The sequence below is a fragment of the Paracoccus sp. IB05 genome (assembly GCF_016405985.1).
Taxonomy (GTDB): Bacteria; Pseudomonadota; Alphaproteobacteria; order Rhodobacterales; family Rhodobacteraceae; genus Pseudogemmobacter.
This window is the reverse complement of sequence record NZ_JAEFCF010000013.1, coordinates 19819-41738: the sequence shown is the minus strand read 5'-3', so window position 1 is coordinate 41738 and position 21920 is coordinate 19819. Positions and strand designations below refer to the sequence as shown.

Here is a 21920-nt window from a genome sequence, read left to right as displayed (position 1 = left end):
TCAGACCCTCGCGCTCAGGCGGTCAAGCGACCGGCTTTGCAGCCGGGCCGCAGCGGCGGCCACATCATTCAGCTGCAGGCGGTATTTCGCGAGTTTGCGGGACAGCACGTTATAGATCAGCACCGCCGGGATCGCCGCCGCAAGGCCGATGGCGGTCGCCAGCAGCGCTTCGGCGATGCCGGGCGCGACGACGGCGAGGTTTGTGGTGTTCGACTGCGCGATGGCGAGAAAGCTGTTCATGATCCCGAACACGGTGCCGAACAGCCCGACAAAGGGCGAAAGCGAGCCGATGGAGGCCAGGATCCCGGTGCCCGACCGCAGCCGCGCAGCGGCGCCGGCTTCGATGCGGGACATCGCGGTATCGGTGCGGTCACGGGTGCCGGGGATCAGCGCGGGCTCGGCCTCGGCGAGGCGCAATTCCTCGTCCGCGGCGCGGATCATATCGACCGAGGGGCCTTTGCGACCGGCCACCGCTTCGGCAACCGCGTGGAGGCTTGAAGCGCTGGCCAGCAGACGCGCGGTTTTGCGCATTGAGGCAAAGGCAAAGCCGAATTCAAACAGTTTGTGGATCAGGATCACCAGCGCCACGAAAGCCGCAATCGCAAGGCCGATCATCACCGCCTGCACGATGACATGAGCATCCCAGAACAGCGATTCGAGTTCGACCGAATGCACCGGCAGTGCCGCCGCCAGAGTCGGAGCCGGTGCCGGTGCCGGAGCGGCTTCGGCCGGGCCTGCGGCGGGCTGAACCGCCTCGCCGGTGGCAGCAGGGGGGGCGGGGTCAGCGGCCGGATTCGTGGTCGTCTCAGCGCCGGTTGCCGGCGTGACAGCCGGGGTCGCGGCACCGGTGTCCGGCGTTGCGATGGCACCGGTCTCTTCGGTCACGGGCGCAACCGGGGCATCGGGCGCGGCATCTGGCACCAGAGGCGGCACCGCACTGCCTTCGGTCACCGGCGCGGCGGATTGCGCCGGCGCCGCATCGGGCACGACCGGCGCCGTATTTTCCTGCGCGACAGCCATGCCACCGGAGAGGATCAGAAGGGAAAGAAGTGCCGCGCGCATCGGTTCAACCACTTGAAGTCTCATTTCGTGCAAAGGGGGACGGGTGAAGACGGCCTGCCCGTGACAGCCAAAGCACAAAGCGCAACCCGCACAGCCTTTGCCACCATCGGTTTTTCAGCCACCCTGGCCGTGGATATCAGAACCCGGTCAATCTGGTCTCGCCCTGGGAAGATCATCCGAGAAATCCGTTCCACAATCGCCCTGACGGGCCCATGACGTGCAAGTCCTGCAACCGCAGACCCGAATTCCGAAAGGGAGATCCGAACCATCCGGTTGCCTTGCCCCACCGGGCCGCCACCTGAATTCCACCTGTTCAGCCCGCTACCGTTTGGCTGGCACTCCGAAAGAGGGGCGCTTGCGAGGCAGCAGATTCCGACCTGATCGGTCAGGAATGGCTTTAGAAATACCAGGTGGAATTGTCAAGTATAACCGCCCCCCGCACAGACCCTGGGCTGCTGCTGTGCAGCGAAACCCGCGCGAAAGGCGAAACCCCCGGCAAATCAGCCGATTGGCACCATGTGATTGTCCCAGGAGGTGGCGCCGTGCCGCAGCGCGCGCAGGGGAGCCTGTGCCCCGCCAAGCGCCCAGATCCCGCCCCCGCCATCCGAGGCGACGAATCCCTGATCCAGCGCCGCAAGGCCGCAAATATCGGCCCGCCGATGCGTGGCAAGCGGCGTGCCGTCTTCGCCAAACACCATCACAGCGCCGCCTCTGGGGGATGAAATTGCGATCATCCCCTGATTGGCCGCGATCGATCCCGCATAGCCCTTCATGGTGTAGATCTCTTCCGGCGCGGCCTCAAACAGGGTGATCGCGCGCCCCGGCTCCCAGCGGGCCAAAAGCGGCACCGGATCAGACAGCTCGCCCTGCCATTGCAGCGCGACCGCGACGCCCTCGCCCACAAGTGCAAGATGGCGCAGTGAATTCTGATGCAGCTCAGGCTCCAGCTCTGCGATCTCGAGGATCTCGCCTTCGGGCGAGAGCAGCGCGAGGTTAGAGCGCATCGTGTCGAGATTCAGCGTGCTGCGGTCGGAAGGGTCGGTCTGAATACCGCCATTCGCGACGATCAGCCGCCCGTCCGCGAGGCGTTTCATATCATGCGGGCCGATGCCGCCGGTCTGCCATTCGCCGATCCGGCGATAAGTCTCCGTCTCCCAGATTCCGATCCGCCCTTCCGAACCTTCGGCCACCACTTCCGACGTCATTAGGAGCGCCCCATCGGCGGAAAAAGCGCCATGGCCGTTGAATTGCCGCCCCTCGGGCGGGGTCAGCCGATGCCGGATGGCGCCGGTGAAACAGTCAAGCACGATGGCAAAGACACCGGGGCGGCGGGCAAAAGCCACCGCTTCGGGCCGCGCCGGATGCGCCGCCGCCGCATGGCCGCGCGCCGGCAAAGGGATGGAAAACAGGCTTTCGCCATCGGATCGCAGCCCGTGAAGGACATAATCCTCGCCCTCTTTCCCGGCGGCAAGCCAGGCGGGGCTGCCGACATCCGCCCAGCCGAGCCCGGGAAGCGACAGCGAGGCCAGCCCCGCCAGAAATCCGCGCCTTGTGGCCATTTCTGTCAGTCTCCGTCCTGCGAATTGAAGCCAAGCCCGACGCCCAGCACCGGCGCCATTTCGGAAAGTGCGATGGTGCGGGCAGAGCGCACGAGGCGCTGCACCTCAAGGATCTTCTCGCGCCGCTCGGGATCGGAAACCCCCGCCAGCTGCGGCTCGTCCAGCTTGCCGGCCGCGACGATCGCGCGGTCCATCGCGGCGATTGTGCCGGCCGCATCGGGTTCAAGCGCGGCCGTCAGACGGCGGATGGCCTGCAATTCCAAAAGGAAATTGCGGGTTGCCCGTCCCGAGGCGCGGGCCTCTGCGCGTTCCGGTCGCGGCTTGTCCTCTTCGCCAAGCGGGCGGCCAAGGCGTTGATCGGCAATGAATTCAAGCCCCCCCATCAGCTGGGTAAAGACCGCCTGCATCGCCTCGGTCCGGGTGAGGAACCGGGTGTTGCCGTCGCTGCCCGCGCTCAGCAGCAGCTGCGCAAAGCCCTGATCCCCGGTCCAGCCTGCATCCAGAACCGACGCCAGCCGCGCGAGGTCTTTCACCGTGGCCCGGAGCAGCGGACAGGGATCGGCGCCGGGCGGCTCGCCAGGGTATAACAGGCGTTCCAGCCCCGTAAGCCCGCGTGCCGCCACCGATTGTTTCGCGAAAAGCTCAGGCTCGAGGCTCGCCGGGTCGCCCAGTAAAAGCCCGCGCTGCGCCTTGGCGCCAAGCCCTTTCGGATCGGGCCAGAACCGGATCGCCAGCGCCGTGCCGCCCTCTTCCGAAGGGCCGAAATGCAGCCAGGACAGCGCCATCCAGGCGTCAAACGCCTTGTTGAACGCAGGGCGCAAGGTGGTCGGGTCACATTGGCCGCCGGTCTCGGTGAAATGGCTCTCGGTCTGTGTCTCAAGCGCGGCGGTCGCTTTGGCGAAAGTGGCAAACCCCGGCAGCATGACGGCATCGACCGCCTGTTTCAGATCGGCCATAGCGGGGCCGGTGCCACAGATCAGGGCCAGAGCAAAACCAAAAGGGCGAAAACGCGACATCACAGGCTCTCCAGAAAGGCGATCAGGGCTTCACGGTCTTCGGTCGGCAGGGCAATCACGGCATCACGCTGCGCCCTGGCCTCGCCGCCATGCCAGAGCACGGCCTCGAGCAGCGAGCGCGCCCGGCCATCATGGAGGAAATTCGTATGGCCGGAAACCTGTTCGGTCAGCCCGATCCCCCAAAGCGGCGGCGTACGCCATTCGCGCCCGGTCGCGCGGCCCTCGGGGCGGTCATCGGCCAGCCCCTCGCCCATGTCATGCAGCAAGAGATCGGTATAGGGCCAGATCAGCTGGAAGCTTTGCTCGGGCTGATCCTTCAGGCGGTGGGTCACGAATTTCGGGTTGTGGCAGCCGATGCAGTTCAGCCCGTAAAACACCTCTTTGCCACGCAGGACCTGGGGGCTGTCGATATTCCGACGCTCGGGCACGGCGAGGTTGCGCGCATAGAAAGTCACAAGATCAAGGCTTTGCGCATCGACCTCCAGCCCGTCCCGCACACCCGGCTCCTGGCCATGCGGCGCCTCGCGGCAAGCGGTCTGCGCCGGGGTGCAATCCCCCCAGGGGTCGGGGACCAGCACCGTCGACAGACCCATATCGCCGGAAAACGCATCGGCGGATTGCTGGCGGATGGTCGGCGTGCCGGCCTTGAGGCCAAAGCGCCCCAGCATGGCCACGGCAAATTCCTGCGAGGGCACGATCGAGATGCGCCCCGAGATCCCGTCGCCATCGGCATCGTCAGGATCGGCCAGCGCGATGATATCGGCGGCCGGAATCGCCTCCAGCAGCCCGAGGCCGATCATCTGCGGCGCGACACGGGGCGAGATCATCAGATCCTTGTGAAAGGCGCCAAAGCCGGGGTTCGAGATGGTGTAAGCGGGCTTGCGCAGCGACACGGTCAGGCCATCCGCAAGCGTCACCGGGGTCTCGGTCCAGGCAATATCCATCCGGCCCTCGGCCGGCAGCCCGGGCACCGCGAAATCCTGCAGCTGCCCGCCATAGACCGGGTCCGGCAGCGCAGCGATCCATCCGGCAATCCCCATCGGCGTCTCGCCCCCCGGTATGGACAGGCGCAGAAACATCGAGACCCGCGCCTCATCGGGCGTGGCGGGCGGATGGCCACGCCCGTCTTTCAGATGGCAATCCTGACAGCCCCGCGCATTGTAAAGCGGCCCCAGCCCGTCCGATGCCTTTGTCGAAGAGGGCGCCGAGACCCAGGTCTTGCGAAACAGCGCATTGCCGAGCTTGAAATCCATCTCGCGCTCAAAGGGCATATTGCCTGACAGGATGGAAAATGCATCCGCATTGGGCCTGACGCGCACGGTCGCGGCGCCGCCCTGCATCAGCTCGAACCCTTCGGCTCTGGTGAAATCGGTGGTGGGCGCGATGACCCCGGCGATCCGGGCGGTTTCGGCTTTGGTGCGGGCAATCACCGGCAGATGCCGGTCGTCCAGATTTCTGGCATCCCGCAGGTGATCGTCCGGATCCGGCGCCGCGGCCTCCTGCGCGCCGGCAGGCAGGACGGCGGTCATCAGGAGGAGAGTAAAGGCAGGCGCGAACCGGAGGCGTAACATGATGAACTTCCCTGAACCCGTCTTGCCTGGTCCTTTTCCCCGAGTCTTTCAATCGGAAAAAGCAGGCCAGCAGCGGCTGCGTGACCCTCTGTCGCGCCCTGCCCCGGTTTCCGTTGCAAGTCCCGCCCGCCTGCCTTGCCCCACCGGTCAGCCTCCCAGTCGGGCCACCAGTCGGGCCTTCCCGGCTCAGAACAGCCCGCTGACCGGGCGAAGCGGCGCCATGGCCATGCGGCAAAGTCAGGCTGTCGAACCCCCGTGCGCGTGCTACGTTCCACAAAGGCCTCCGGCACAGCCGTGCCTGGGGCCAGGGGACAGGAAAGGCAGATCATGACGACGCATTCTGATCCTGACTGGATCAACGGCCCGGTTGCGGCGCTGCGGGCCTGGCGGGACCGGCGGCCAGAGGTGCTGGCGCCGGTCCTGCCCGAGGCCGTGACGCTGCATGACCTCGCCCCGGAGGGGGGCTGCCCGGGCGGGCTGGTCTTCACGCCCCTGGCAGCCGGCGCCGGAGACGAGGCCGCGCCGATTGTCTATTTCCATGGCGGCGGCTTTATCACCGGCTCGCCCTGGACCCATCGTATCGTGACCGCCTGGATCGCGCAGGAGACCGGCGCGCGGGTGGTCTCGGTCGCCTGGCGCCTCGCGCCCGAACATCCGTTTCCCGCCCAGGCCCAGGATGCGGTCGCAAGCCTGCGGCGGCAGCTGACAGGCGCGCGGCAGCTGCGGCTGATGGGCGACAGTGCGGGCGGCCTGGTGGCGCTCTGGGCCTTTGCCGGGCTGACAGAGGCAGAACGCGCCCGCATTGCCGATGTCACGCTCTTTTATCCGGGGGCCGGGCCGGGCATGCCGCCTGCCCCACAAAATGCAGCACATGAGGCCGATGGCCTGGGGCCGAAATCGCTGGCCTCCTATCACCGCCACCTGGATCCGCAGGCGCTGATTGCCGGGGATCCGCGCCATGACCCTCTGGCACCGGGCTTCCCCCGCCCTCCGGGCCTGACCATCCTGGGCGCAGGCATCGACCCGGTTTTGCGCGACGGCGAAGCCCTGGCACGCGCATTACAGGGCAGGCTGGTGCTGGCTGACGGGCTCGATCACGGTTTTCTGGGCGGGCTGCCCGCAGACCCCGCGCGAGGCTGGTTGCGCAAGGCGCTTGGCCTTACGGAGGGGGGCCGGGGGTGATGATCCGGGGGATCATGCCGCCCCCCCCCTGCGCCTCTCAGTCTTCTGCTTCTGCGCCCTCATCCCGCGCCATTTCCGCGACCGCCGTTTCGCGCAGCGCATGCAGATCAGAGATGGTCCGGTCAAGCGCCTCGCGCTGCCGCGCCAGCTCCAGCAACTGACGGTCGGCCATGCCGAGCCAGGCCTCCAGCTGCGACCGCTCGCCCTTGCGACCATAGATCAGCAGCCATTGCCGGATCTCTTCCAGCGAAAAGCCGAACCGCCGCCCGCGCAGGATCAGCTTCATCCGTGCGACCTCGCGCGCTGTGTAAAACCGCGCGCGGCCCTCGCGTTCCGGGGCCAGCAATTCGATATATTCGTAATAGCGGAGCGTGCGCGGCGTGACGTCGAATGTCGCGCACATCTCCTTGAAACTGATCCGAATCTGATCCGGCATTAGGCCCTCCGCCCGGCAGATCGTAGGGTGCACCAGGCCGAAATGGCAAGCCTTCCGGGGGAAGGGGCACGACGGCACCGCGAAAATCACTGACGCTGCGTCATCGCGGGGCCGAACGCTCCCCCCGGCCCTTGCAACGCCCCGGCCAGAGCGGTTTGATACGGCCCATGCAAGAGACCGCCCCCCCCACTGCTTCCGACACACTCGCCATCGCGCACCGTTTTATCGAGGCGCTGCCTCATGCAAAGGCGCTGAGGCTCCGCCTGGAGGAGATCGGCGGCGGAATAGCGGTGATTTCCATGCCCTGGGACAAACGGCTGATCGGCGATCCGGCAACCGGGGTGATCCATGGCGGCGCGGTTTCGGCGCTGATGGATACGGCTTCGGGGGCGGCCGTAATGGCGCATCCGGCCGGGCCGCGCTCGACCGCGACGCTGGATCTGCGGATCGACTATATGCGCCCCGCAACGCCGGGCCAGACGATCCGCGCCCGTGCCGAATGCCACCATGTCACCCGTTCGGTCGCCTTCGTGCGCGTCACCGCCTGCGATGAGGACAGCACACGCCCGGTCGCCATGGCCACGGGTGCCTTTACCTTCGAAAGGGGCGATGACGTGGCCCGCACCCTGCCGGATGATCCGCGATGACCAGTGAATATGCGCCGCTCCTTGAGACAGTCGTGGCCCGGATCCCCTATCTGGGCTTTCTCGGCATCCGGTTCGACACTGCCGGGGCGGAACTGACCGCTGTGCTGCCCTACCGCGCTGATCTGATCGGCAATCCGCTGATCCCGGCGCTGCACGGCGGGGTCACGGCGGCCTTTCTTGAGGTGACCGCAATCACCGGCCTCGTCTGGAACGCGCTGCACCAGGGCCGTATCCTGCCGGCTTCCCTTACAGCAGACACCCTGCCCGCTTTGCCGAAAACCATCGATATCACGGTGGATTACCTGCGCCCGGGCCAGCCGCGCGATGCTTTTGCCCGCGCCCGCATCAACCGCTCAGGCCGCCGCTATGCCTCGGTCCATGTCGAAGCCTGGCAAGAGGACCCGCAACGGCTTTTTGCCCAGGGCACCGGGCATTTCCTGATGCGCGAGGGCTGAGACGCCCTCCGGCTTTATCACGGCCTTACCCGACAATCACGACAGAGACGCTTGCCATTTCCCCCGCCGCCGTTCCAGAATTGATCCATCCAAGCAGGAGAATATCGGATGCGGAAATTCCTGGTTGTGCTGGATGACAGCCGCGAATGCCTCAATGCCATGCGTTATGCGGCGCTCCGGGCCGCCCATACCGGTGGCGGCGTGACGATCCTTTCGATCATCCCGCCCGAGGAGTTCCAGCACTGGATGGGCGTCGCAGATCTGATGCGGGCCGAAGCGCGCGAGCGGATCGAGGCGCATTTCGAGGTCTTTGCCAAATGGATGCGCGACAAACAGGGCGTAACCCCTGAACTGGTGATCCGCGAAGGCGATGCGGTGACCGAGATCCTTGCCCAGATGCGCGAAGATCCGGAAACCGGCGTCCTGGTGCTGGGCGCGGGAACCGACAAATCCGGCCCGGGGCCGCTGGTCACTGCGATGAGCCGCAATTCGGGCAGCCTGCCGACCCCGATCACCATCGTGCCCGGCGATATGTCGAAAGAAACGCTTGAGAAGATCACCTGAGCGATTCGCGATCCGGATGGGCCTGAGGCGCAGGATTGCCCCTGGAAACGCCCCGCTCTGCATGATCACATCAGGAGATCATGACCGCAAAAGGCGCTGAAACGCCTTTGCTTTGCGCCGGTTTCAGGGCAGCATGGTGTGAAAATACCCCCTCAGCCCGTTGCCGGAGTGCTTTGCGATGCGCTTGTCCCTGATGTCACTCCGGTTTCTGCTGATCGCAGCCCTTCTGCCAATCTTGATGTTGGTTCACCTGCCGGGAATGGCGCGCGCGCAGTCCTGGCTGGAACACCCCTTCGATGCCACGAAGCTGAGCCGCGAGGACACCGCGACGCTTCAGGCTTCGCTGGCCTGGACCGGCGATTTCTTCGGCGTGGTGGACGGGATCTGGACCGATCAATCCCAGCAGGCCTTTGTGAAATACGCGACCCGCACTGCGGGGCGCGAGACGGTGCCCAAGTTCAGCGATATCAAAGACCTCGTGATGTTTCTTGAAGATGAACGGGTCAGGAACGACTGGCAGCTGAATTATTCGCCCATCGCCAATACCTCTTACCTCTTCCCGTTCGGGCTGATCGAAGAGGTCAAAGATGCCAAAGAGATGGAATATCTCTCAAAGGACAAAAGCATCTCGCTGATCATCCGCGAAGGCAAACTGGCCGATGCGAAATCCGATCATGACTGGTTTCTCGGCAAGGCCCGGGCGGACACCAAGCCCTATCAGTTCTCCAATGACCAGACGATGATCAGCTGGGTCGATCTCGACAATAAGATGACCGCCTATATCCGCTCTGATCTGCATGACGGGCTGTGGAGCACGATGAATTTCGTAACCACGGAAGAGGGATATTTCCGTGTCAATCTGCTGGCCGGGACCACGGTGACGGGCAATGCCAGCGCGGCCTCGCTGATCTGGACGCCGGGCGGCGTGATCGACCAGGTGATCAATGGCACCGCAGGGGCTGCACCGCCCACCGCAGCGGCTGCGGCCGCGCCGCGCGCCGAGGATCAGGTGGAGCGCCCCGGCAAATCCGCCGTGACCTCGCCAACCACACCGGAGTCAATCCCCACATTGCCGCCCGAAGCATCGCAGCCGACCCTGCCGAAAGACATTCCGGGCGATCTGGTCGAAGATCTGCCGCCCGCAAGCGATGCGCCGGCCAATGGGATCCTTGGCACCCCCGCACCCGGAACCGCCACGCCCGGAACCTCCACACCCGGAACCGCAACGGCAGATGCAGGGCCCGCCCCCGGCGGGCTGGGCACCCCGGCCCCGGGTCTGCCCGATGCGCCCGATCCCGGCACCGCCATTGCCGCCGGCCCGGCGGAACTTGGCACTGCGCCCGGCGGCCCGGCCCCGATCCGCGCCCCCGAAGGACAGCCCGCCGCGCCAGCTGGTGCGCCAAAGGTCGCAGCCGTAGCCGAAACCCCGCGCCCGAAAGTCAATGGCACGCTGAAAAGTTCGGGCACCGGGTTCTATATCGCGCCGACCACGCTGGTCACCGCCGCCCATGTGATCGAGGGCTGTTCTGCCATCGGCATGGCCGACGGCAGCGCGCTGGAAGTGCTGGCCGCCGATACCACGCTGGATGTGGCGGTGCTGGGCGGCGCGATCGACACCGGCGCCTGGCTGAAGCTCTCGGCGCTGGAGGTTCCGAAACTGGGCGAGACGGTCACCACGCTCGGCTACCCCTATTCGACCAGCCTCGATCAGGGGCTGACTGTCACCTCGGGCAATGTCTCGGCGCTGCGCGGCGCAGACGGGTCGTCAAACCGGGTGATGATCACGGCACCGGTGCAGCCCGGCAATTCGGGCGGCCCGCTTCTGAACAAAAAGGGCGCGGTGATCGGTGTGGTGGTGAGCCGCGTTGATGACATCGCCATGCTCGAGGAAACCGGCACCCTGCCGCAGAATATGAATTTCGCGGTGCCTTCGGGGCCGCTTCTGACCTTCCTTGCCAGGGAACGCATCTCGCGGCCCCAGGGCGAAGGCATACGCGGTGATCTTTCAGGCGAACTGCCAGACGCCTTTGCCGCCGCCGTGGTACCGGTGCAATGCTACCGCTGAGCCGCAAGGCTCAGCTCCCAGGCGCAAAACGGGCCCCCGGGGCCCGTTTTTCATTTTGGCAAGCGTCAGAACTCAGCGCGCAGGGCGGGGCTCAGCCTGTCAGATGTTCGAAAAGGATCAGCCCGCCCATCGCGATCAGGGCAAGGCCGCCAAGCGTCTCCATCACCCGGCCAAAACTGCGGCCGAGCCAGCGACCGGCGAGGAGGCCCGAGGCGCTCATCACCATCGTGGTGAAGCCGATGGCTGCGGCAATGACAAAGATATTCGCCTCCAGCAGCGCCAGCGACACGCCCACCGCCATCGCGTCAATCGAGGTGCCGATCGCGGTCAGCACGGTCGCGCGCAGCCCCTGGGCCGGCGGTGCCTCATCTGCCCCGCGTGACAGCGCCTGGAACAGCATATGCGCCCCCACCGCCCCCAGAAGCGCGAAGGCGATCCAGTGATCCACCGCCTGAACCCAGGTGCTCGCCGCCATGCCAAGCCCCCAGCCGATCAGCGGCGTGACCATCTCGACCGCGCCGAAAATCGCGCCCGTCTTTACGGCGCGCATCAGCCCCGGCCGCTGTTCGCCCGCGCCGCGCCCGAGCGAAGCGATAAAAGCATCAACAGACATCGAGACGGCAAGAATGCCGATGGTGAAGGGGGACATGCGGGTCTCCTGTCCTTTGGATCCGGCAGCGTGACGCCGGGATTGTGAACGGGCCTGAGGCCCAGAGCACGGTCTTGCATGACCCAGGTGACCCGGGCCGGACGCACCACGCCCGGGATCTCCCTGCGGGCGAGAGTGTTGATACGCCCCTGCCATGACCTGGCAGTCGCTACTCCCCGATGCGGGCCAGATAGGTGCGTCATGATAAAAAGTAAAGCAAAATCATTATGTTACAATGAAACTCATTTGCATCTGGGCCGCCATGCCCGTCGCAGCGGGTGGACAATCGCGGGCATAAAAGCCAGCATCCGGCGAAAGCCCCGGGGCGTTAAGTCACATCGAAAGGCGACTACGTATGACCAGCCAGCAGATACCGCAGGGCGGCGCCGGAACGCCGCCGCACCAGAAGCCGCCGCGCAAATCGGGCTTAGCCCATCTTCTGGCGGCGGCGACCTATTCCGCCGCCGGGTTCCGCCGGCTTTTGCGCGAAAGCGCCTTTCGCCAGGAGCTGACCATCGGGCTGATCGTGCTTGCCGGCCTCGCGCTCTGGGGGGTCGGGTTCGTCAAACTGCTCGGCTTCGCGATTTTCCTGCTGGTGCTGACTGCCGTCGAGGCGCTGAACACCGCGCTTGAGGTGCTGGTCGACCATCTTTCGCCGGACTGGTCTGAATTTGCCCGCGATGCCAAGGATCTCGGCTCGCTTGCGGTCGGGGCGACGCTGATTGCGACCGCGCTTTATCTTGTCTGGGTGGTGCTCGGCCAGACCGGATTTATCTGAGCCGGGCTTATCTGATCCGTATCTGGCGGCTGCCGTAAGGGAAGACATGCCGCAGATGCAACCCCGCCCTGCGGAAGCGGCGGGTTTTCTGCATCGCAGCATTGACCTATATTTCCGGCGGGAGGCGACATTTACCAAAGGATGCACGACATGTCTGTGCAACGCCCCGTCGATCTTCTGAAAGCCGTCCTCGTGCCGCAGGATCCGGCCCAGAGCTATTATACCACCCCCAGCCGGAAACCGGCCCCGGTGCAGCTGGCGCCCCTCAATGCGCTGGACGAGATGTATGCCTATTTCGGCTCGGACCGCGCCTGAAACAATGCTGCCAAGCGGGCGATCTGGCCCCGGGCACGCCCCCATTGCCGCATTCCGCGCTAAGCAGGGGTTTTACACGCCGGCGCGCGGTTGACTTGTGGCCCCGCCGGCCCCATATCCGGCTGATACAGTCGGAGAAGCACCATGTTCATCCAGACCGAATCCACTCCGAATCCGGCGACGCTGAAATTCCTGCCCGGCCTAACCGTGCTGGAACTTGGCACCGCGGATTTCCCCAATGCCGAAGCGGCGGCCAAATCGCCGCTGGCGCGGCGTATCTTTGCGGCGGGCGGCGTGACCGGGGTTTTCCTCGGGTCTGATTTCGTGACCGTCACCAAGGCCGATCAGATCGAATGGCCCCATATCAAGCCGCAGATCCTTGGCGCGATCATGGAGCATTTCCAGTCCGGCCAGGCCGTGATCGACGGCGAAGGTCCGGGCGATGGTCATGCAGCCAATTTCGACAGCGCCGATGAAGGTATCGTGAGCCAGATCAAAGAATTGCTGGACACGCGCGTGCGCCCGGCAGTGGCCCAGGACGGCGGCGACATCACGTTCCACGGCTTTGATCGCGGCATTGTCTATCTGCATATGCAGGGCGCCTGCGCCGGCTGCCCTTCCTCGACCCTCACGCTGAAAATGGGGATCGAGAACCTGCTGCGCCATTACATCCCGGAAGTCACCGAGGTCCGCCCGGTCGCGGCCTGATCCGCGTCCGGCATTCCCCTGATGGCTGAGGCGCGTTTTCCTCTGTTGGCTTTCGACACATCGGCCGCGCATTGCGCGGCCGCTCTGGTTACGCCGCAGGGTCTTTTTACCCGCTTTGAACCGATGCAGAAAGGCCAGGCCGAGCGGCTGATGCCGATGCTCGAAGAGCTTCTGGCCGAGGCCGGCCTGCCCTGGGCGCATCTGGCCGCGCTGGCGGTGGGGGTTGGCCCGGGAAATTTCACCGGAATACGCATTGCGGTCGCCGCCGCGCGCGGGCTGGCGCTTGGGCTTGATCTGCCGCAGACCGGCGTCACCAGTTTCGAGATGATGCGCGACCCCGCCCATCCCCATTCCCATCCGGCCGAGCTTGTGAGCCTCCCCGCCCCGCGTGGCGAGGCCTATGTCCAGCCTTTCCGCTATGGCGCGGCCCAGGCCGCCCCCCGGCTGATCGACCCCGCCTGCCCGCCCGCCGACCTTGCGATGCCGGGGCGGATGCAGGTCACCGGCCACCGCGCCGACGAGATCGCAGCGCCTTTCGCGGGCCGCGCCCTGACCTGCGAGCTGGAGAATATTCCCGGCCGGCTGGCACAGGTTGCAGTGTGGAAATTCGCCTGTGGCCTGGCACAGACCGCACGACCGGCCCCGCTTTATGTCCGGCCTCCCGATGCCGCGCCGCCCTCTGACCCGCCGCCGGTGATTCTGGATGCCGACCACCCGGCAAGCGCGGATCACGCCCCCCTTGATGCGGATGGCTGAGCCCGTCGCCCCAGACACGCCCACCGCCCTGGCCGAAAGCCTCGCGCGGATCCATGCGGCCTCTTTCACCATACCGCGCCCCTGGAGCGCGGGGGAAATCGCCGGGCTTCTCTCCCGGCCCCATGTCTTCCTTCTGACTGAAGCGCGGGATCAGGAGCCCGCGGGCTTTCTGATCGGCGCGGCCATTGCGGGCGAGGCCGAACTTCTGACGCTGGCCGTCCATCCCCGGCACCGCCGTCAGGGTCTTGGCGAATGCCTCGTCGCGGGGTTTCTGGCCGAGGCCGGCACCCGCAACGCCACCTCGCTGTTTCTCGAGGTCGCAGCCGACAATGCCCAGGCCATCGCCCTTTACACCCGCGCCGGCTTTCACGAGGCAGGCCGCCGCCGGAACTATTACCACGGCGCCGGGGGAAACCACGTCGATGCGCTGGTTCTCGCACGCGGGGGCTGACGCCCGCCACCAGACAAGGGCCGGGTAAACGCCGGGTAAGCGCGGGGGCCAGAAAATCACCTTGACCCATGGCCAGGCTCCAGAGCTAAGATAGAAGCAATCAGGCGGCGCTCCGGCCGGACCGGGGAAAGCTGTTCGCAAAAAGCGTTGTTTCAACCGGGAGAAAATCATGACCCTTGCAACCCGTCTTGCCCAGGCAACGGCAGTGCTCGCGCTTGTCACCGGAGCAGCCGGCAGCGCCTCCCTGGCAGAACCCGCCCTGATCTTCGACCTTGGCGGCAAATTCGACAAAAGCTTCAACGAGGCCGCCTATAATGGCGCCGAGCGCTGGAAGGCCGAAACCGGCGGCACCTACCAGGAATTCGAGATGCGCGAAGAGACCCAGCGCGAACAATCGCTGCGCCGCATGGCCGAGAATGGCGCCAATCCGGTGGTGACAACCGGGTTCGGCATGTCAGACCCGATCGCCCGCGTCGCCCCCGATTTCCCCGATACGAAATTCGTCACCATCGACGGCTGGGTCGATCCGGCGGTGCACCCGAATGTGCTCTCGATCAATTTCCGCGAGGAAGAGGGCTCTTATCTGACCGGAATGCTCGCGGCCCAGGCCTCGAAAACCGGCACGGTAGGCTTTGTCGGCGGCATGAATGTCCCGCTGATCCGGGCCTTCGGCTGCGGCTTTGCGCAAGGGGCGAAGGCGGTGAACCCGGATATCAAATTCGTCTCTTCGATGACCGGCGATACTCCGGATGCCTGGAATGACCCGGTCAAGGGCTCGGAACAGGCCCGCGCCCTGAAAGCCCAGGGCGCCGATGTTATCTTCGCCGCCGCAGGCCAGACCGGGCTCGGGGTTTTGCAGGCCGCAGCGGATGAGGGCATCCTTTCGGTCGGCGTCGATTCGAATCAGAACCACCTCCATCCCGGCAAGGTGCTGACCTCAATGCTCAAACGCGTCGATGTGGCGGTCTATAATTCGTTCATACAGGGCGAGGCGCTGGATCTGACGCCGCAGCTTCTGGGGCTTAAGGAAGATGGTGTCGGCTATGCTCTGGACGATAACAACGCCGCGCTGATCACGCCTGAAATGAAGGCAAGCGTCGATGCCGCAGCGGCGGCAATCATCGCGGGCGAGCTGAAAGTCCACGACTACCGCTCGGACAATACCTGCCCTGCGGCGCCGTTCTGAACAGGCCAGGGCAGATGCCGGGCGACGCAGGCGGGCGCCACGCGGGGGGTCCGGGGGGTCTTAACCCCCCGGCCTCTGTCACAGATCCCCCGGCCATCGAGCTGCGTGGCATCTCGAAAAGCTTCGGCCCGGTCCGCGCCAATGACGAGGTCAGCTTTTCCGTCCCGAAAGGCACGATCCACGGCATCATCGGCGAAAACGGCGCCGGCAAATCGACGCTGATGTCGATCCTTTACGGCTTTTACCGCGCCGATCAGGGCGAAATACTGGTCCATGGCCGCCCGACTGCCCTTCCCGACAGCCTGAGTGCGATCCGCGCCGGCATCGGTATGGTCTTTCAGCATTTCAAGCTGGTGCAGAATTTCACCGTGCTCGAAAACGTCATCCTCGGCGCCGAAGATGGCCCGCTTCTGGGCCGCTCGCTCCGGCGTGCCCGCGACAGCCTCACCGCCCTTGCGCGCGAATACGGGCTCGAGGTCGATCCCGACGCCCTGGTCGAAGACCTCTCGGTCGGCCATCAGCAGCGGGTCGAAATCCTGAAAGCCCTCTGGCGCAACGCCGATATCCTGATCCTCGACGAACCCACCGGCGTCCTCACCCCGCCAGAGGCCAATCACCTCTTCCGCATCCTCAAAGGCTTGCGCGACCAGGGCAAAACCATCCTCCTGATCACCCATAAGCTGCGCGAGATCATGGAGGCCACCGACACTGTCTCGGTCATGCGGCGCGGCCGCCTTGTCGGCACGCTCCGCACCGCCACGACCAGCCCCGCCCGGCTCGCCGAGCTGATGGTCGGGCGCAAGGTGCTGCTGGAAACCGTCAAGGCGCCGGCCCGGCCCGGCCCGATCCTCCTCAGCGCCGAAAACCTCACGCTCCAGGATGAACACGGGGTCGAGCGGCTGAAATCCGTCAGCCTGACGCTGCGCGCCGGCGAGATCCTCGGCATCGCGGGCGTGGCCGGCAACGGTCAATCGGAACTCCTGTCAATTCTTGGCGGCATGACCCGTCCCGGCGAAAAGGTTTCCGGCCGCCTCACCCTGAAAGGCCGGGACCTGCCCCTGAGCGGGCGCGGCGCAGATGGCAAAAGCCGGCGCCAGGCCGGGATCGGCCATGTCCCCGAAGACCGCCAGAATGCGGGGCTGATCCTCGACTTCACCGCCTGGGAGAATACCGCCCTCGGTTATGATGACGACCCGGCCTGGGCGCGCGGTTTTCTCACCGACAATCAGGCGATCCGCGATGACACGGCCCGCAAGATGCAGACCTGGGATATCCGCCCCCCGATCCACACCCTGGCCGCCAAAAGCTTTTCCGGCGGCAATCAGCAAAAGCTCGTCATTGCCCGCGAATTCGAACAGGATCCCGATATCCTGCTGATCGGCCAGCCCACGCGCGGCGTCGATATCGGTGCCATCGAATTCATCCATAAACAGATCATCGCGCTGCGCGACCAGGGCAAGGCGATCCTGCTGGTCTCGGTCGAGCTTGATGAAATCATGAGCCTTTCCGACCGTATCGCCGTCATGTTCGACGGCCGCATCATGGGGGAGCGAGACCCGGCAACCACATCCGAGGGCGATATCGGCTGCCTGATGGCCGGCATTGCCCCCGCCCGAATTCCAGAACAGACCCCGCCCGGACCAACGGCAGAGGCCCCCTGATGCAGCCCTTGCCGAAATGGGCCGATCTGGTCCTCGTGCCGCTGATCTCGCTGACACTTGCGGCATTCGTGACTGCGCTGGTGATCCTCTCAATCGGCGAGAGCCCCTGGTTTGCGCTGACCACCATGGTCCAGGGGGCATTGATGACCGCCTCCGGCTGGGGCCATACGCTGTTTTACACCACGAGCTTCATCTTCACCGGCCTCGCCGTTACCGTGGGCTTTCATGCCGGTCTCTTCAATATCGGCGGCGAGGGCCAGGCGCAGCTTGGCGGGCTCGGGGTGGCGCTGGCCTGCCTCTGTATCCCCTGGCCGCACTGGACGCTGGCGCTGTTCGGCGCCTCGCTCGCGGCGGCAGCCTTTGGCGCCGCCTGGATCGCGATTCCCGCCTGGCTCCAGGCGAAGCGCGGCAGCCATATCGTGATCACCACGATCATGTTCAACTATATCGCGGCAAGCCTTCTGATGTTCATGCTGGTCGATGTGCTGCGACCCATGGGCGCGCAAGACCCGTCCAGTGCCCGTTTCCCGGCTGAACTTGCCCTGCCGCGATTTAACCAGATCCCCGGGCTTGATCTTCTCTTCCCGCGCAGCGTGCCGGCCAATGTCACGCTGTTCCTCGCGCTTGCGGCGGCCCTGGTGATCTGGCTCCTCCTCTGGCACAGCCGCACCGGGTATCGCATCCGCGCTTTGGGCAAATCCGAAGGCGCCGCGCGTTACGCCGGGATCGGCCCGGTAAAGACCACGATGACCGCGCTCCTGATCTCGGGCGCGCTTGCAGGCCTTATGTCGGTCAACAATGTGATGGGAGACGCCGGCCGCCTCCTCGGCAATTCCGCCGCCGGCGCCGGGTTCATCGGCATTGCCGTGGCGCTGATGGGGCGAAACCATCCGCTTGGCGTGGTGCTGGCGGCGTTCCTCTTCGGCTTCATCTTCCAGGGCGGATCCGAACTTGGCTTTATGACTGCCATTCCCATCGAGATGCGGGTGGTGATCCAGGGCCTCGTGATCCTCTTCACCGGAGCGCTGGATATGATGGTCCGCATGGGGCTGGAACGTGTCTTCGCCCGCCTGCCCCGCCGCCCGTCCAAAGCAAAGGCTGCCTGATGGATTACGCCTCGGTCCTCCAGCTTCTCGATTCGACCGTGCGGCTTTCAACGCCGCTGCTCCTGGCCTGCCTTGCCGGGCTCTGGTCCGAACGCGCCGGGATTTTCGACATCGGCCTCGAAGGCAAGATGCTGGCCGCCGCGATGACCTCGGCCGCCGTGGCGGCGCTGGTCGCCGCCATGCCGGACCGGGGCGCGCTCGGGATCCTGGCGCCGGTGATCTGGGGGCTGCTCGCCGGTATCCTCGCCTCGCTGGCCTTCTCGATGCTGCATGGTGTCGCCTCGATCACCTTCCGGGGCAATCAGCTGATCTCGGGTTTCGCGCTGAACTTCATCGCCGCCGGGCTGACTTCTCTGGCCGCGCAGAGTATCTTCGGCCAGGGCGGGCGCACACCGCAACTGGCCGGCGATGCGCGGTTCAGCCCGGTCACGCTGCCCTTCACCGATACATTGCGCAATGTGCCCGGCATCGGCCCCTTCTACGCCGAGGTCCTCTCGGGCCATGCCGGTCTCGTCTATCTCGCCTTCGCCATCGTGCCGCTGACCTGGTGGCTCATGTATCGCACCCGTTACGGGCTCCGCCTGCGCGCGGTGGGCGAGAACCCGGCGGCCGTCGATACCGCGGGCGTCTCGGTCATCCGGCTGCGTTATTCGGCGCTGATCATCACCGGCATCCTCTGCGGCCTTGCCGGCGCTTACATGTCCACCGCGCTTCAGGCCGGGTTCGGGCGCGACATGACTGCCGGACGCGGCTATATCGCGCTTGCGGCCCTGATCTTCGCGAAATGGCGCCCGGTTGCCGCGCTCTGGGCCTGCCTGCTCTTCGGCTTTTTCCAGGCCCTGGCGCTGCGCCCCGATATCGTGACGGCCATCGTCCAGACCCGCGTCCCGGGCCCGATCCTCGATGCCCTGCCCTATATCCTGACCGTCCTCGTCCTCGCGGGCTTCATCGGCAAAGCCACTCCGCCCCGCGCCGGGGGCGAGCCCTATGTGAAAGAACGCTGACCTCCGGCACGCGCCAATCTCATTTTCTGTCCTGAAATATCCTCGGGGGGTCCGGGGGGCGAAGCGCCCCCGGCTTTCCCGGCCACCACGGAACACCCCAATGACCAAAGCGACCGACATTATCCGCACCCGCGCAGGCACCGCCCCCATCCGCCTCGGTCTGATCCTCGGCTCGGGTCTCGGGCATCTGGCAAAGGCCGTTGATGGCCCTGCAATCCCCTATGCCGATCTGCCCGGCTTCCCGCATGTCACCGTCTCGGGCCATGATCCGCATCTCCATATCGGCACGCTGGACGGCATCCGCGTCGCGGTCTTCGGCGCGCGCGAACATTACTACGAGAACGGCAACGCCGCCGCGATGCGCGCAGCCCTCGAAACCCTGCGCGATCTTGGCGCAACCGATCTCATCGTGACGAATGCCGCCGGCAGCCTGCGCCCCGACATTCCGCCCGGGGATCTGATGCTCCTTTCCGATCACATCAACTATAATGGCCGCAATCCGCTGATCGGCGAGCCGACCGATGCCCGCTTCGTCCCCATGACAAACGCCCATTCCCCCCGGCTGCGCCAGGCGCTCACCCGGGCGGCCGAGGCCGAATCGATCCCGCTTAAGGAAGGGGTCTATTGCTGGTATTCCGGCCCCTCTTTCGAGACCCCGGCCGAGATTCGCATGCTCAAACTGCTCGGCGGCGATGCGGTCGGCATGTCCACCGTGCCCGAGGTGATCCTCGCGCGGTTTTTCGGCCTCGAGGTTGCGGCAATCTCAACCATCACCAATATGGCCGCAGGCCTCTCGGACGAGGCGATCAGCCATGATCACACCAAAGCCATGGCGCCCCATGGTGCGGCAAAACTGGAACGGATCCTGCGCCGATACCTTCGTGATCTCGCGTGAAGCGAAAGCCGGTTTGACTTCCGGGCGCAGCCGGGCAAACCTGAGCCAGGACTTCCCCTGCTGATCCGGCCTGGCCCCTTTTGCAATGCAGCTCTACCTCCCCATCGCCGAGGTCTCGGTCAATATTTTCCTGCTCTTCGGGATCGGCGGCATCGTGGGCTTTCTTTCGGGAATGTTCGGGGTTGGCGGCGGCTTTCTGATCACCCCCCTGTTGTTCTTCATCGGCGTGCCGCCCGCTGTGGCGGTGGCGACCGGCGCAAACCAGGTGGTGGCCTCTTCGGTCTCGGGTGTGCTGGCGCAGATGAAGCGCAAGGCGGTCGATTTCCGCATGGGAGCCGTGCTGCTTGCGGGCGGTTTCATCGGCTCTGCCATCGGGATCTGGGTCTTTGCGCTGATGCAATCACTGGGCCAGGTCGATCTGTTCGTGCAGATCTCTTATGTCGTTTTCCTGGGCTTTATCGGCGCGACGATGTTGCAGGAAAGCCTGCGCGCGCTTTTGCGGACGCGGGGCGGCAAGGTACAGATCCGCCGCGCCCATACCCATTCCTGGGCGCATGGCCTGCCGTTCAAGATGAAATTCCGCGCCTCGGGGCTTTATATTTCGGTGATCCCGCCGATGGCGATCGGCGCTTTCACCGGCTTTCTGGCCGCGATCATGGGGGTGGGCGGCGGCTTCATCCTGGTGCCGGCGATGATCTACCTGCTGGGCATGCCCACCAAGGTCGTGATCGGCACCTCGCTTTTCCAGATCATCTTCGTCTCGGCCTTTACCACCATCATGCATTCGGTCACCTCGCAGACCGTCGATATGATGCTGGCGCTGGTGCTGATCTTCGGCGGCGTGATCGGGGCGCAGATCGGCAGCCGGGTGGGCGTCTATCTCAAGGCCGAACAGCTGCGCGTCCTTTTGTCGCTGCTCGTCGTCGCGGTGGCGCTCAGGATTGCGGTTGATCTGCTGCTGCGCCCGGTCGAGCTTTATTCGGTGATGCCCGGGGTGCTGCCATGAGGCGGCTTGCCCTGATCGCCATGCTGATCCTCGCAGGTCCCGCTATGGCGCAGGACGCCGCACAGGATGGCGTCCCAGACACCCCGGCCGAGACAATCGTTTCTGGCCTGAGCCAGAACCGCGTCTCGATCACCGCGAATTTCGATGGCGACGAGATCCTCGTCTATGGCGCCGTCCGGCGCGACGCGCCGGCGCCGCAGGGGCGGCTTGATGTGATCGTGACCGCCGAGGGCCCCTCCGGCCCGGTCACCGTCAGGCGCAAGGAACGCACCGCCGGAATCTGGATCAATCGCGACTCCGTCAATATCTCCAGCGCGCCCAGCTTCTACGCCGTGGCCACCACCGGCAAGCTCGACGAGATCCTGAGCGCCGAGGAGAATCGCAAACATGCGATTTCCATCGACCAGCTGGTGCATCTTGAAGCTGCGGATGCCGCGACCGAAGCCTGGGTCGCCCGGGGCGGCGACCCGGATACGATGCCGCTTTTCCCGATCCTGCTGGCCGAGGGTGAGTTCATCCGCTCGATGATCCGGGTGCGCACCAATGAGGGGCGCTACCGGATGCTGGAAAACCGTGTCCAGCTGTCAGAACAGACGCTGTTTCGCGCCGATCTCACTTTGCCCTCGAACCTGACCGAAGGCGTCTACCGGGTGCGGATGTTCCTCTTGCGCGACGGCAAGGTCATTGCAAACCACGAGCGCTGGATCCGGGTGCGCAAAGAAGGGCTGGAGCGCATGGTCTTCAACCTCTCGCGCGAGCAGCCCTTGCTTTACGGCCTGTTGTCGCTGGCGATTGCCGCCTTTGCCGGCTGGGCCGCCTCGGCCGCGACCCGGCTGATCCGGCGCTAG

23 protein-coding genes are annotated in these 21920 nt (G+C 65.4%); 17 read left to right on the top strand and 6 right to left on the bottom strand.

Translation table 11 applies throughout. The features are described 5' to 3' along the window. The 4 genes from exbB to JC607_RS10590 all read right to left on the bottom strand — a co-directional run bounded on the left by exbB (nt 1) and on the right by JC607_RS10590 (nt 5208). A complete protein-coding gene (exbB, locus tag JC607_RS10605) occupies nt 1-1074 on the bottom strand; it encodes a tonB-system energizer ExbB (protein WP_370584786.1) in 1074 nt (357 codons plus the stop codon). Nucleotides 1075-1562: 488 nt separating this feature from the next. Continuing rightward, on the bottom strand, nt 1563-2621 hold the full coding sequence (locus tag JC607_RS10600; RefSeq protein ID WP_198836890.1) for a DUF1513 domain-containing protein: 1059 nt from the start codon (nt 2619-2621) through the stop codon (nt 1563-1565). A gap of 5 nt (nt 2622-2626) precedes the next feature. Beyond that, a complete protein-coding gene (locus JC607_RS10595) occupies nt 2627-3637 on the bottom strand; it encodes an imelysin family protein (RefSeq protein WP_198836889.1) in 1011 nt (336 codons plus the stop codon). Then, complete coding sequence (locus JC607_RS10590) at nt 3637-5208, bottom strand: di-heme oxidoredictase family protein (RefSeq protein ID WP_233092850.1); 1572 nt, start codon at nt 5206-5208, stop codon at nt 3637-3639. Before JC607_RS10590 ends, JC607_RS10595 begins: the two co-directional genes overlap by 1 nt. Nucleotides 5209-5535: 327 nt before the next feature. Here JC607_RS10590 and JC607_RS10585 point away from each other — a divergent pair, with 327 nt between their 5' ends. Further along, complete coding sequence (locus JC607_RS10585; protein WP_198836888.1) at nt 5536-6390, top strand: alpha/beta hydrolase fold domain-containing protein; 855 nt, start codon at nt 5536-5538, stop codon at nt 6388-6390. A 37-nt stretch (nt 6391-6427) separates the two neighbouring features. Here the strand turns inward: JC607_RS10585 and JC607_RS10580 are convergent, their stop codons facing one another. Then, nucleotides 6428-6826, bottom strand: a complete 399-nt coding sequence (locus JC607_RS10580; protein WP_198836887.1) for a MerR family DNA-binding transcriptional regulator — start codon at nt 6824-6826, stop codon at nt 6428-6430. A gap of 167 nt (nt 6827-6993) precedes the next feature. Here JC607_RS10580 and JC607_RS10575 point away from each other — a divergent pair, with 167 nt between their 5' ends. The 4 genes from JC607_RS10575 (at nt 6994) to JC607_RS10560 (ending at nt 10557) form a co-directional block, all read left to right on the top strand. Further along, the gene (locus tag JC607_RS10575; protein ID WP_198836886.1) at nt 6994-7473 is read left to right on the top strand and encodes a PaaI family thioesterase; all 480 of its coding nucleotides are present in this window, start codon (nt 6994-6996) and stop codon (nt 7471-7473) included. Beyond that, the gene (locus tag JC607_RS10570; protein WP_198836885.1) at nt 7470-7928 is read left to right on the top strand and encodes a PaaI family thioesterase; all 459 of its coding nucleotides are present in this window, start codon (nt 7470-7472) and stop codon (nt 7926-7928) included. The genes JC607_RS10575 and JC607_RS10570 overlap by 4 nt, the downstream gene beginning before the upstream one ends. Before the next feature lie 108 nt (nt 7929-8036). Further along, nucleotides 8037-8492, top strand: coding sequence for a universal stress protein (locus JC607_RS10565; RefSeq protein WP_092895413.1), 456 nt, complete (start codon nt 8037-8039; stop codon nt 8490-8492). Nucleotides 8493-8670: 178 nt separating this feature from the next. Beyond that, nucleotides 8671-10557 (top strand): S1C family serine protease, encoded by a 1887-nt coding sequence (locus JC607_RS10560; RefSeq protein WP_198836884.1) that lies wholly within the window; start codon nt 8671-8673, stop codon nt 10555-10557. A gap of 91 nt (nt 10558-10648) precedes the next feature. Here the strand turns inward: JC607_RS10560 and JC607_RS10555 are convergent, their stop codons facing one another. Further along, on the bottom strand, nt 10649-11206 hold the full coding sequence (locus JC607_RS10555) for a manganese efflux pump MntP family protein (protein WP_198836883.1): 558 nt from the start codon (nt 11204-11206) through the stop codon (nt 10649-10651). Nucleotides 11207-11561: 355 nt separating this feature from the next. On the opposite strand from JC607_RS10555, the gene JC607_RS10550 reads away from it, so the two are divergent. The 12 genes from JC607_RS10550 (at nt 11562) to JC607_RS10495 (ending at nt 21920) form a co-directional block, all read left to right on the top strand. Further along, entirely contained in the window at nt 11562-11984 is a 423-nt protein-coding gene (locus tag JC607_RS10550) for a diacylglycerol kinase (protein ID WP_198836882.1), read from the top strand. 150 nt (nt 11985-12134) lie between these two features. Next, nucleotides 12135-12299, top strand: coding sequence for a hypothetical protein (locus JC607_RS10545; protein ID WP_198836881.1), 165 nt, complete (start codon nt 12135-12137; stop codon nt 12297-12299). A gap of 144 nt (nt 12300-12443) precedes the next feature. Further along, a complete protein-coding gene (locus JC607_RS10540) occupies nt 12444-13007 on the top strand; it encodes a NifU family protein (protein WP_198836880.1) in 564 nt (187 codons plus the stop codon). 21 nt (nt 13008-13028) lie between these two features. Next, nucleotides 13029-13763, top strand: a complete 735-nt coding sequence (gene tsaB, locus JC607_RS10535) for a tRNA (adenosine(37)-N6)-threonylcarbamoyltransferase complex dimerization subunit type 1 TsaB (protein WP_198836879.1) — start codon at nt 13029-13031, stop codon at nt 13761-13763. Then, nucleotides 13756-14214: a ribosomal protein S18-alanine N-acetyltransferase gene (gene rimI, locus JC607_RS10530; protein WP_370584785.1), complete on the top strand. Its 459-nt coding sequence runs from the start codon at nt 13756-13758 to the stop codon at nt 14212-14214. Before tsaB ends, rimI begins: the two co-directional genes overlap by 8 nt. Nucleotides 14215-14383: 169 nt before the next feature. Then, nucleotides 14384-15400 (top strand): BMP family protein, encoded by a 1017-nt coding sequence (locus JC607_RS10525; RefSeq protein ID WP_198836877.1) that lies wholly within the window; start codon nt 14384-14386, stop codon nt 15398-15400. Nucleotides 15401-15414: 14 nt separating this feature from the next. Then, nucleotides 15415-17061 carry an ABC transporter ATP-binding protein gene (locus tag JC607_RS10520; protein ID WP_198836876.1) on the top strand — a complete coding sequence of 549 codons (1647 nt, stop codon included), beginning with the start codon at nt 15415-15417 and terminating at the stop codon, nt 17059-17061. Then, nucleotides 17061-18167 (top strand): ABC transporter permease, encoded by a 1107-nt coding sequence (locus tag JC607_RS10515; RefSeq protein ID WP_198836875.1) that lies wholly within the window; start codon nt 17061-17063, stop codon nt 18165-18167. The genes JC607_RS10520 and JC607_RS10515 overlap by 1 nt, the downstream gene beginning before the upstream one ends. Continuing rightward, nucleotides 18167-19171, top strand: coding sequence for an ABC transporter permease (locus tag JC607_RS10510; protein ID WP_198836874.1), 1005 nt, complete (start codon nt 18167-18169; stop codon nt 19169-19171). Before JC607_RS10515 ends, JC607_RS10510 begins: the two co-directional genes overlap by 1 nt. Nucleotides 19172-19271: 100 nt before the next feature. Next, entirely contained in the window at nt 19272-20066 is a 795-nt protein-coding gene (locus JC607_RS10505; RefSeq protein WP_198836873.1) for a purine-nucleoside phosphorylase, read from the top strand. Nucleotides 20067-20151: 85 nt separating this feature from the next. After that, nucleotides 20152-21072, top strand: coding sequence for a sulfite exporter TauE/SafE family protein (locus tag JC607_RS10500; protein WP_198836872.1), 921 nt, complete (start codon nt 20152-20154; stop codon nt 21070-21072). After that, nucleotides 21069-21920: a TIGR02186 family protein gene (locus JC607_RS10495; protein ID WP_198836871.1), complete on the top strand. Its 852-nt coding sequence runs from the start codon at nt 21069-21071 to the stop codon at nt 21918-21920. The genes JC607_RS10500 and JC607_RS10495 overlap by 4 nt, the downstream gene beginning before the upstream one ends.

Excerpts from the sequence above, each read along its gene's own strand:
- JC607_RS10600 (WP_198836890.1), bottom strand. The coding sequence starts at position 2,621 with ATGGCCACAAGGCGCGGATTTCTGGCGGGGCTGGCCTCGCTGTCGCTT.
- JC607_RS10595 (WP_198836889.1), bottom strand. The coding sequence starts at position 3,637 with ATGTCGCGTTTTCGCCCTTTTGGTTTTGCTCTGGCCCTGATCTGTGGC.
- JC607_RS10590 (WP_233092850.1), bottom strand. The coding sequence starts at position 5,208 with ATGTTACGCCTCCGGTTCGCGCCTGCCTTTACTCTCCTCCTGATGACC.
- JC607_RS10585 (WP_198836888.1), top strand. The coding sequence starts at position 5,536 with ATGACGACGCATTCTGATCCTGACTGGATCAACGGCCCGGTTGCGGCG.
- JC607_RS10580 (WP_198836887.1), bottom strand. The coding sequence starts at position 6,826 with ATGCCGGATCAGATTCGGATCAGTTTCAAGGAGATGTGCGCGACATTC.
- JC607_RS10575 (WP_198836886.1), top strand. The coding sequence starts at position 6,994 with ATGCAAGAGACCGCCCCCCCCACTGCTTCCGACACACTCGCCATCGCG.
- JC607_RS10570 (WP_198836885.1), top strand. The coding sequence starts at position 7,470 with ATGACCAGTGAATATGCGCCGCTCCTTGAGACAGTCGTGGCCCGGATC.
- JC607_RS10565 (WP_092895413.1), top strand. The coding sequence starts at position 8,037 with ATGCGGAAATTCCTGGTTGTGCTGGATGACAGCCGCGAATGCCTCAAT.
- JC607_RS10560 (WP_198836884.1), top strand. The coding sequence starts at position 8,671 with ATGCGCTTGTCCCTGATGTCACTCCGGTTTCTGCTGATCGCAGCCCTT.
- JC607_RS10555 (WP_198836883.1), bottom strand. The coding sequence starts at position 11,206 with ATGTCCCCCTTCACCATCGGCATTCTTGCCGTCTCGATGTCTGTTGAT.
- JC607_RS10550 (WP_198836882.1), top strand. The coding sequence starts at position 11,562 with ATGACCAGCCAGCAGATACCGCAGGGCGGCGCCGGAACGCCGCCGCAC.
- JC607_RS10545 (WP_198836881.1), top strand. The coding sequence starts at position 12,135 with ATGTCTGTGCAACGCCCCGTCGATCTTCTGAAAGCCGTCCTCGTGCCG.
- JC607_RS10540 (WP_198836880.1), top strand. The coding sequence starts at position 12,444 with ATGTTCATCCAGACCGAATCCACTCCGAATCCGGCGACGCTGAAATTC.
- tsaB (WP_198836879.1), top strand. The coding sequence starts at position 13,029 with ATGGCTGAGGCGCGTTTTCCTCTGTTGGCTTTCGACACATCGGCCGCG.
- rimI (WP_370584785.1), top strand. The coding sequence starts at position 13,756 with ATGGCTGAGCCCGTCGCCCCAGACACGCCCACCGCCCTGGCCGAAAGC.
- JC607_RS10525 (WP_198836877.1), top strand. The coding sequence starts at position 14,384 with ATGACCCTTGCAACCCGTCTTGCCCAGGCAACGGCAGTGCTCGCGCTT.
- JC607_RS10520 (WP_198836876.1), top strand. The coding sequence starts at position 15,415 with ATGCCGGGCGACGCAGGCGGGCGCCACGCGGGGGGTCCGGGGGGTCTT.
- JC607_RS10515 (WP_198836875.1), top strand. The coding sequence starts at position 17,061 with ATGCAGCCCTTGCCGAAATGGGCCGATCTGGTCCTCGTGCCGCTGATC.
- JC607_RS10510 (WP_198836874.1), top strand. The coding sequence starts at position 18,167 with ATGGATTACGCCTCGGTCCTCCAGCTTCTCGATTCGACCGTGCGGCTT.
- JC607_RS10505 (WP_198836873.1), top strand. The coding sequence starts at position 19,272 with ATGACCAAAGCGACCGACATTATCCGCACCCGCGCAGGCACCGCCCCC.
- JC607_RS10500 (WP_198836872.1), top strand. The coding sequence starts at position 20,152 with ATGCAGCTCTACCTCCCCATCGCCGAGGTCTCGGTCAATATTTTCCTG.
- JC607_RS10495 (WP_198836871.1), top strand. The coding sequence starts at position 21,069 with ATGAGGCGGCTTGCCCTGATCGCCATGCTGATCCTCGCAGGTCCCGCT.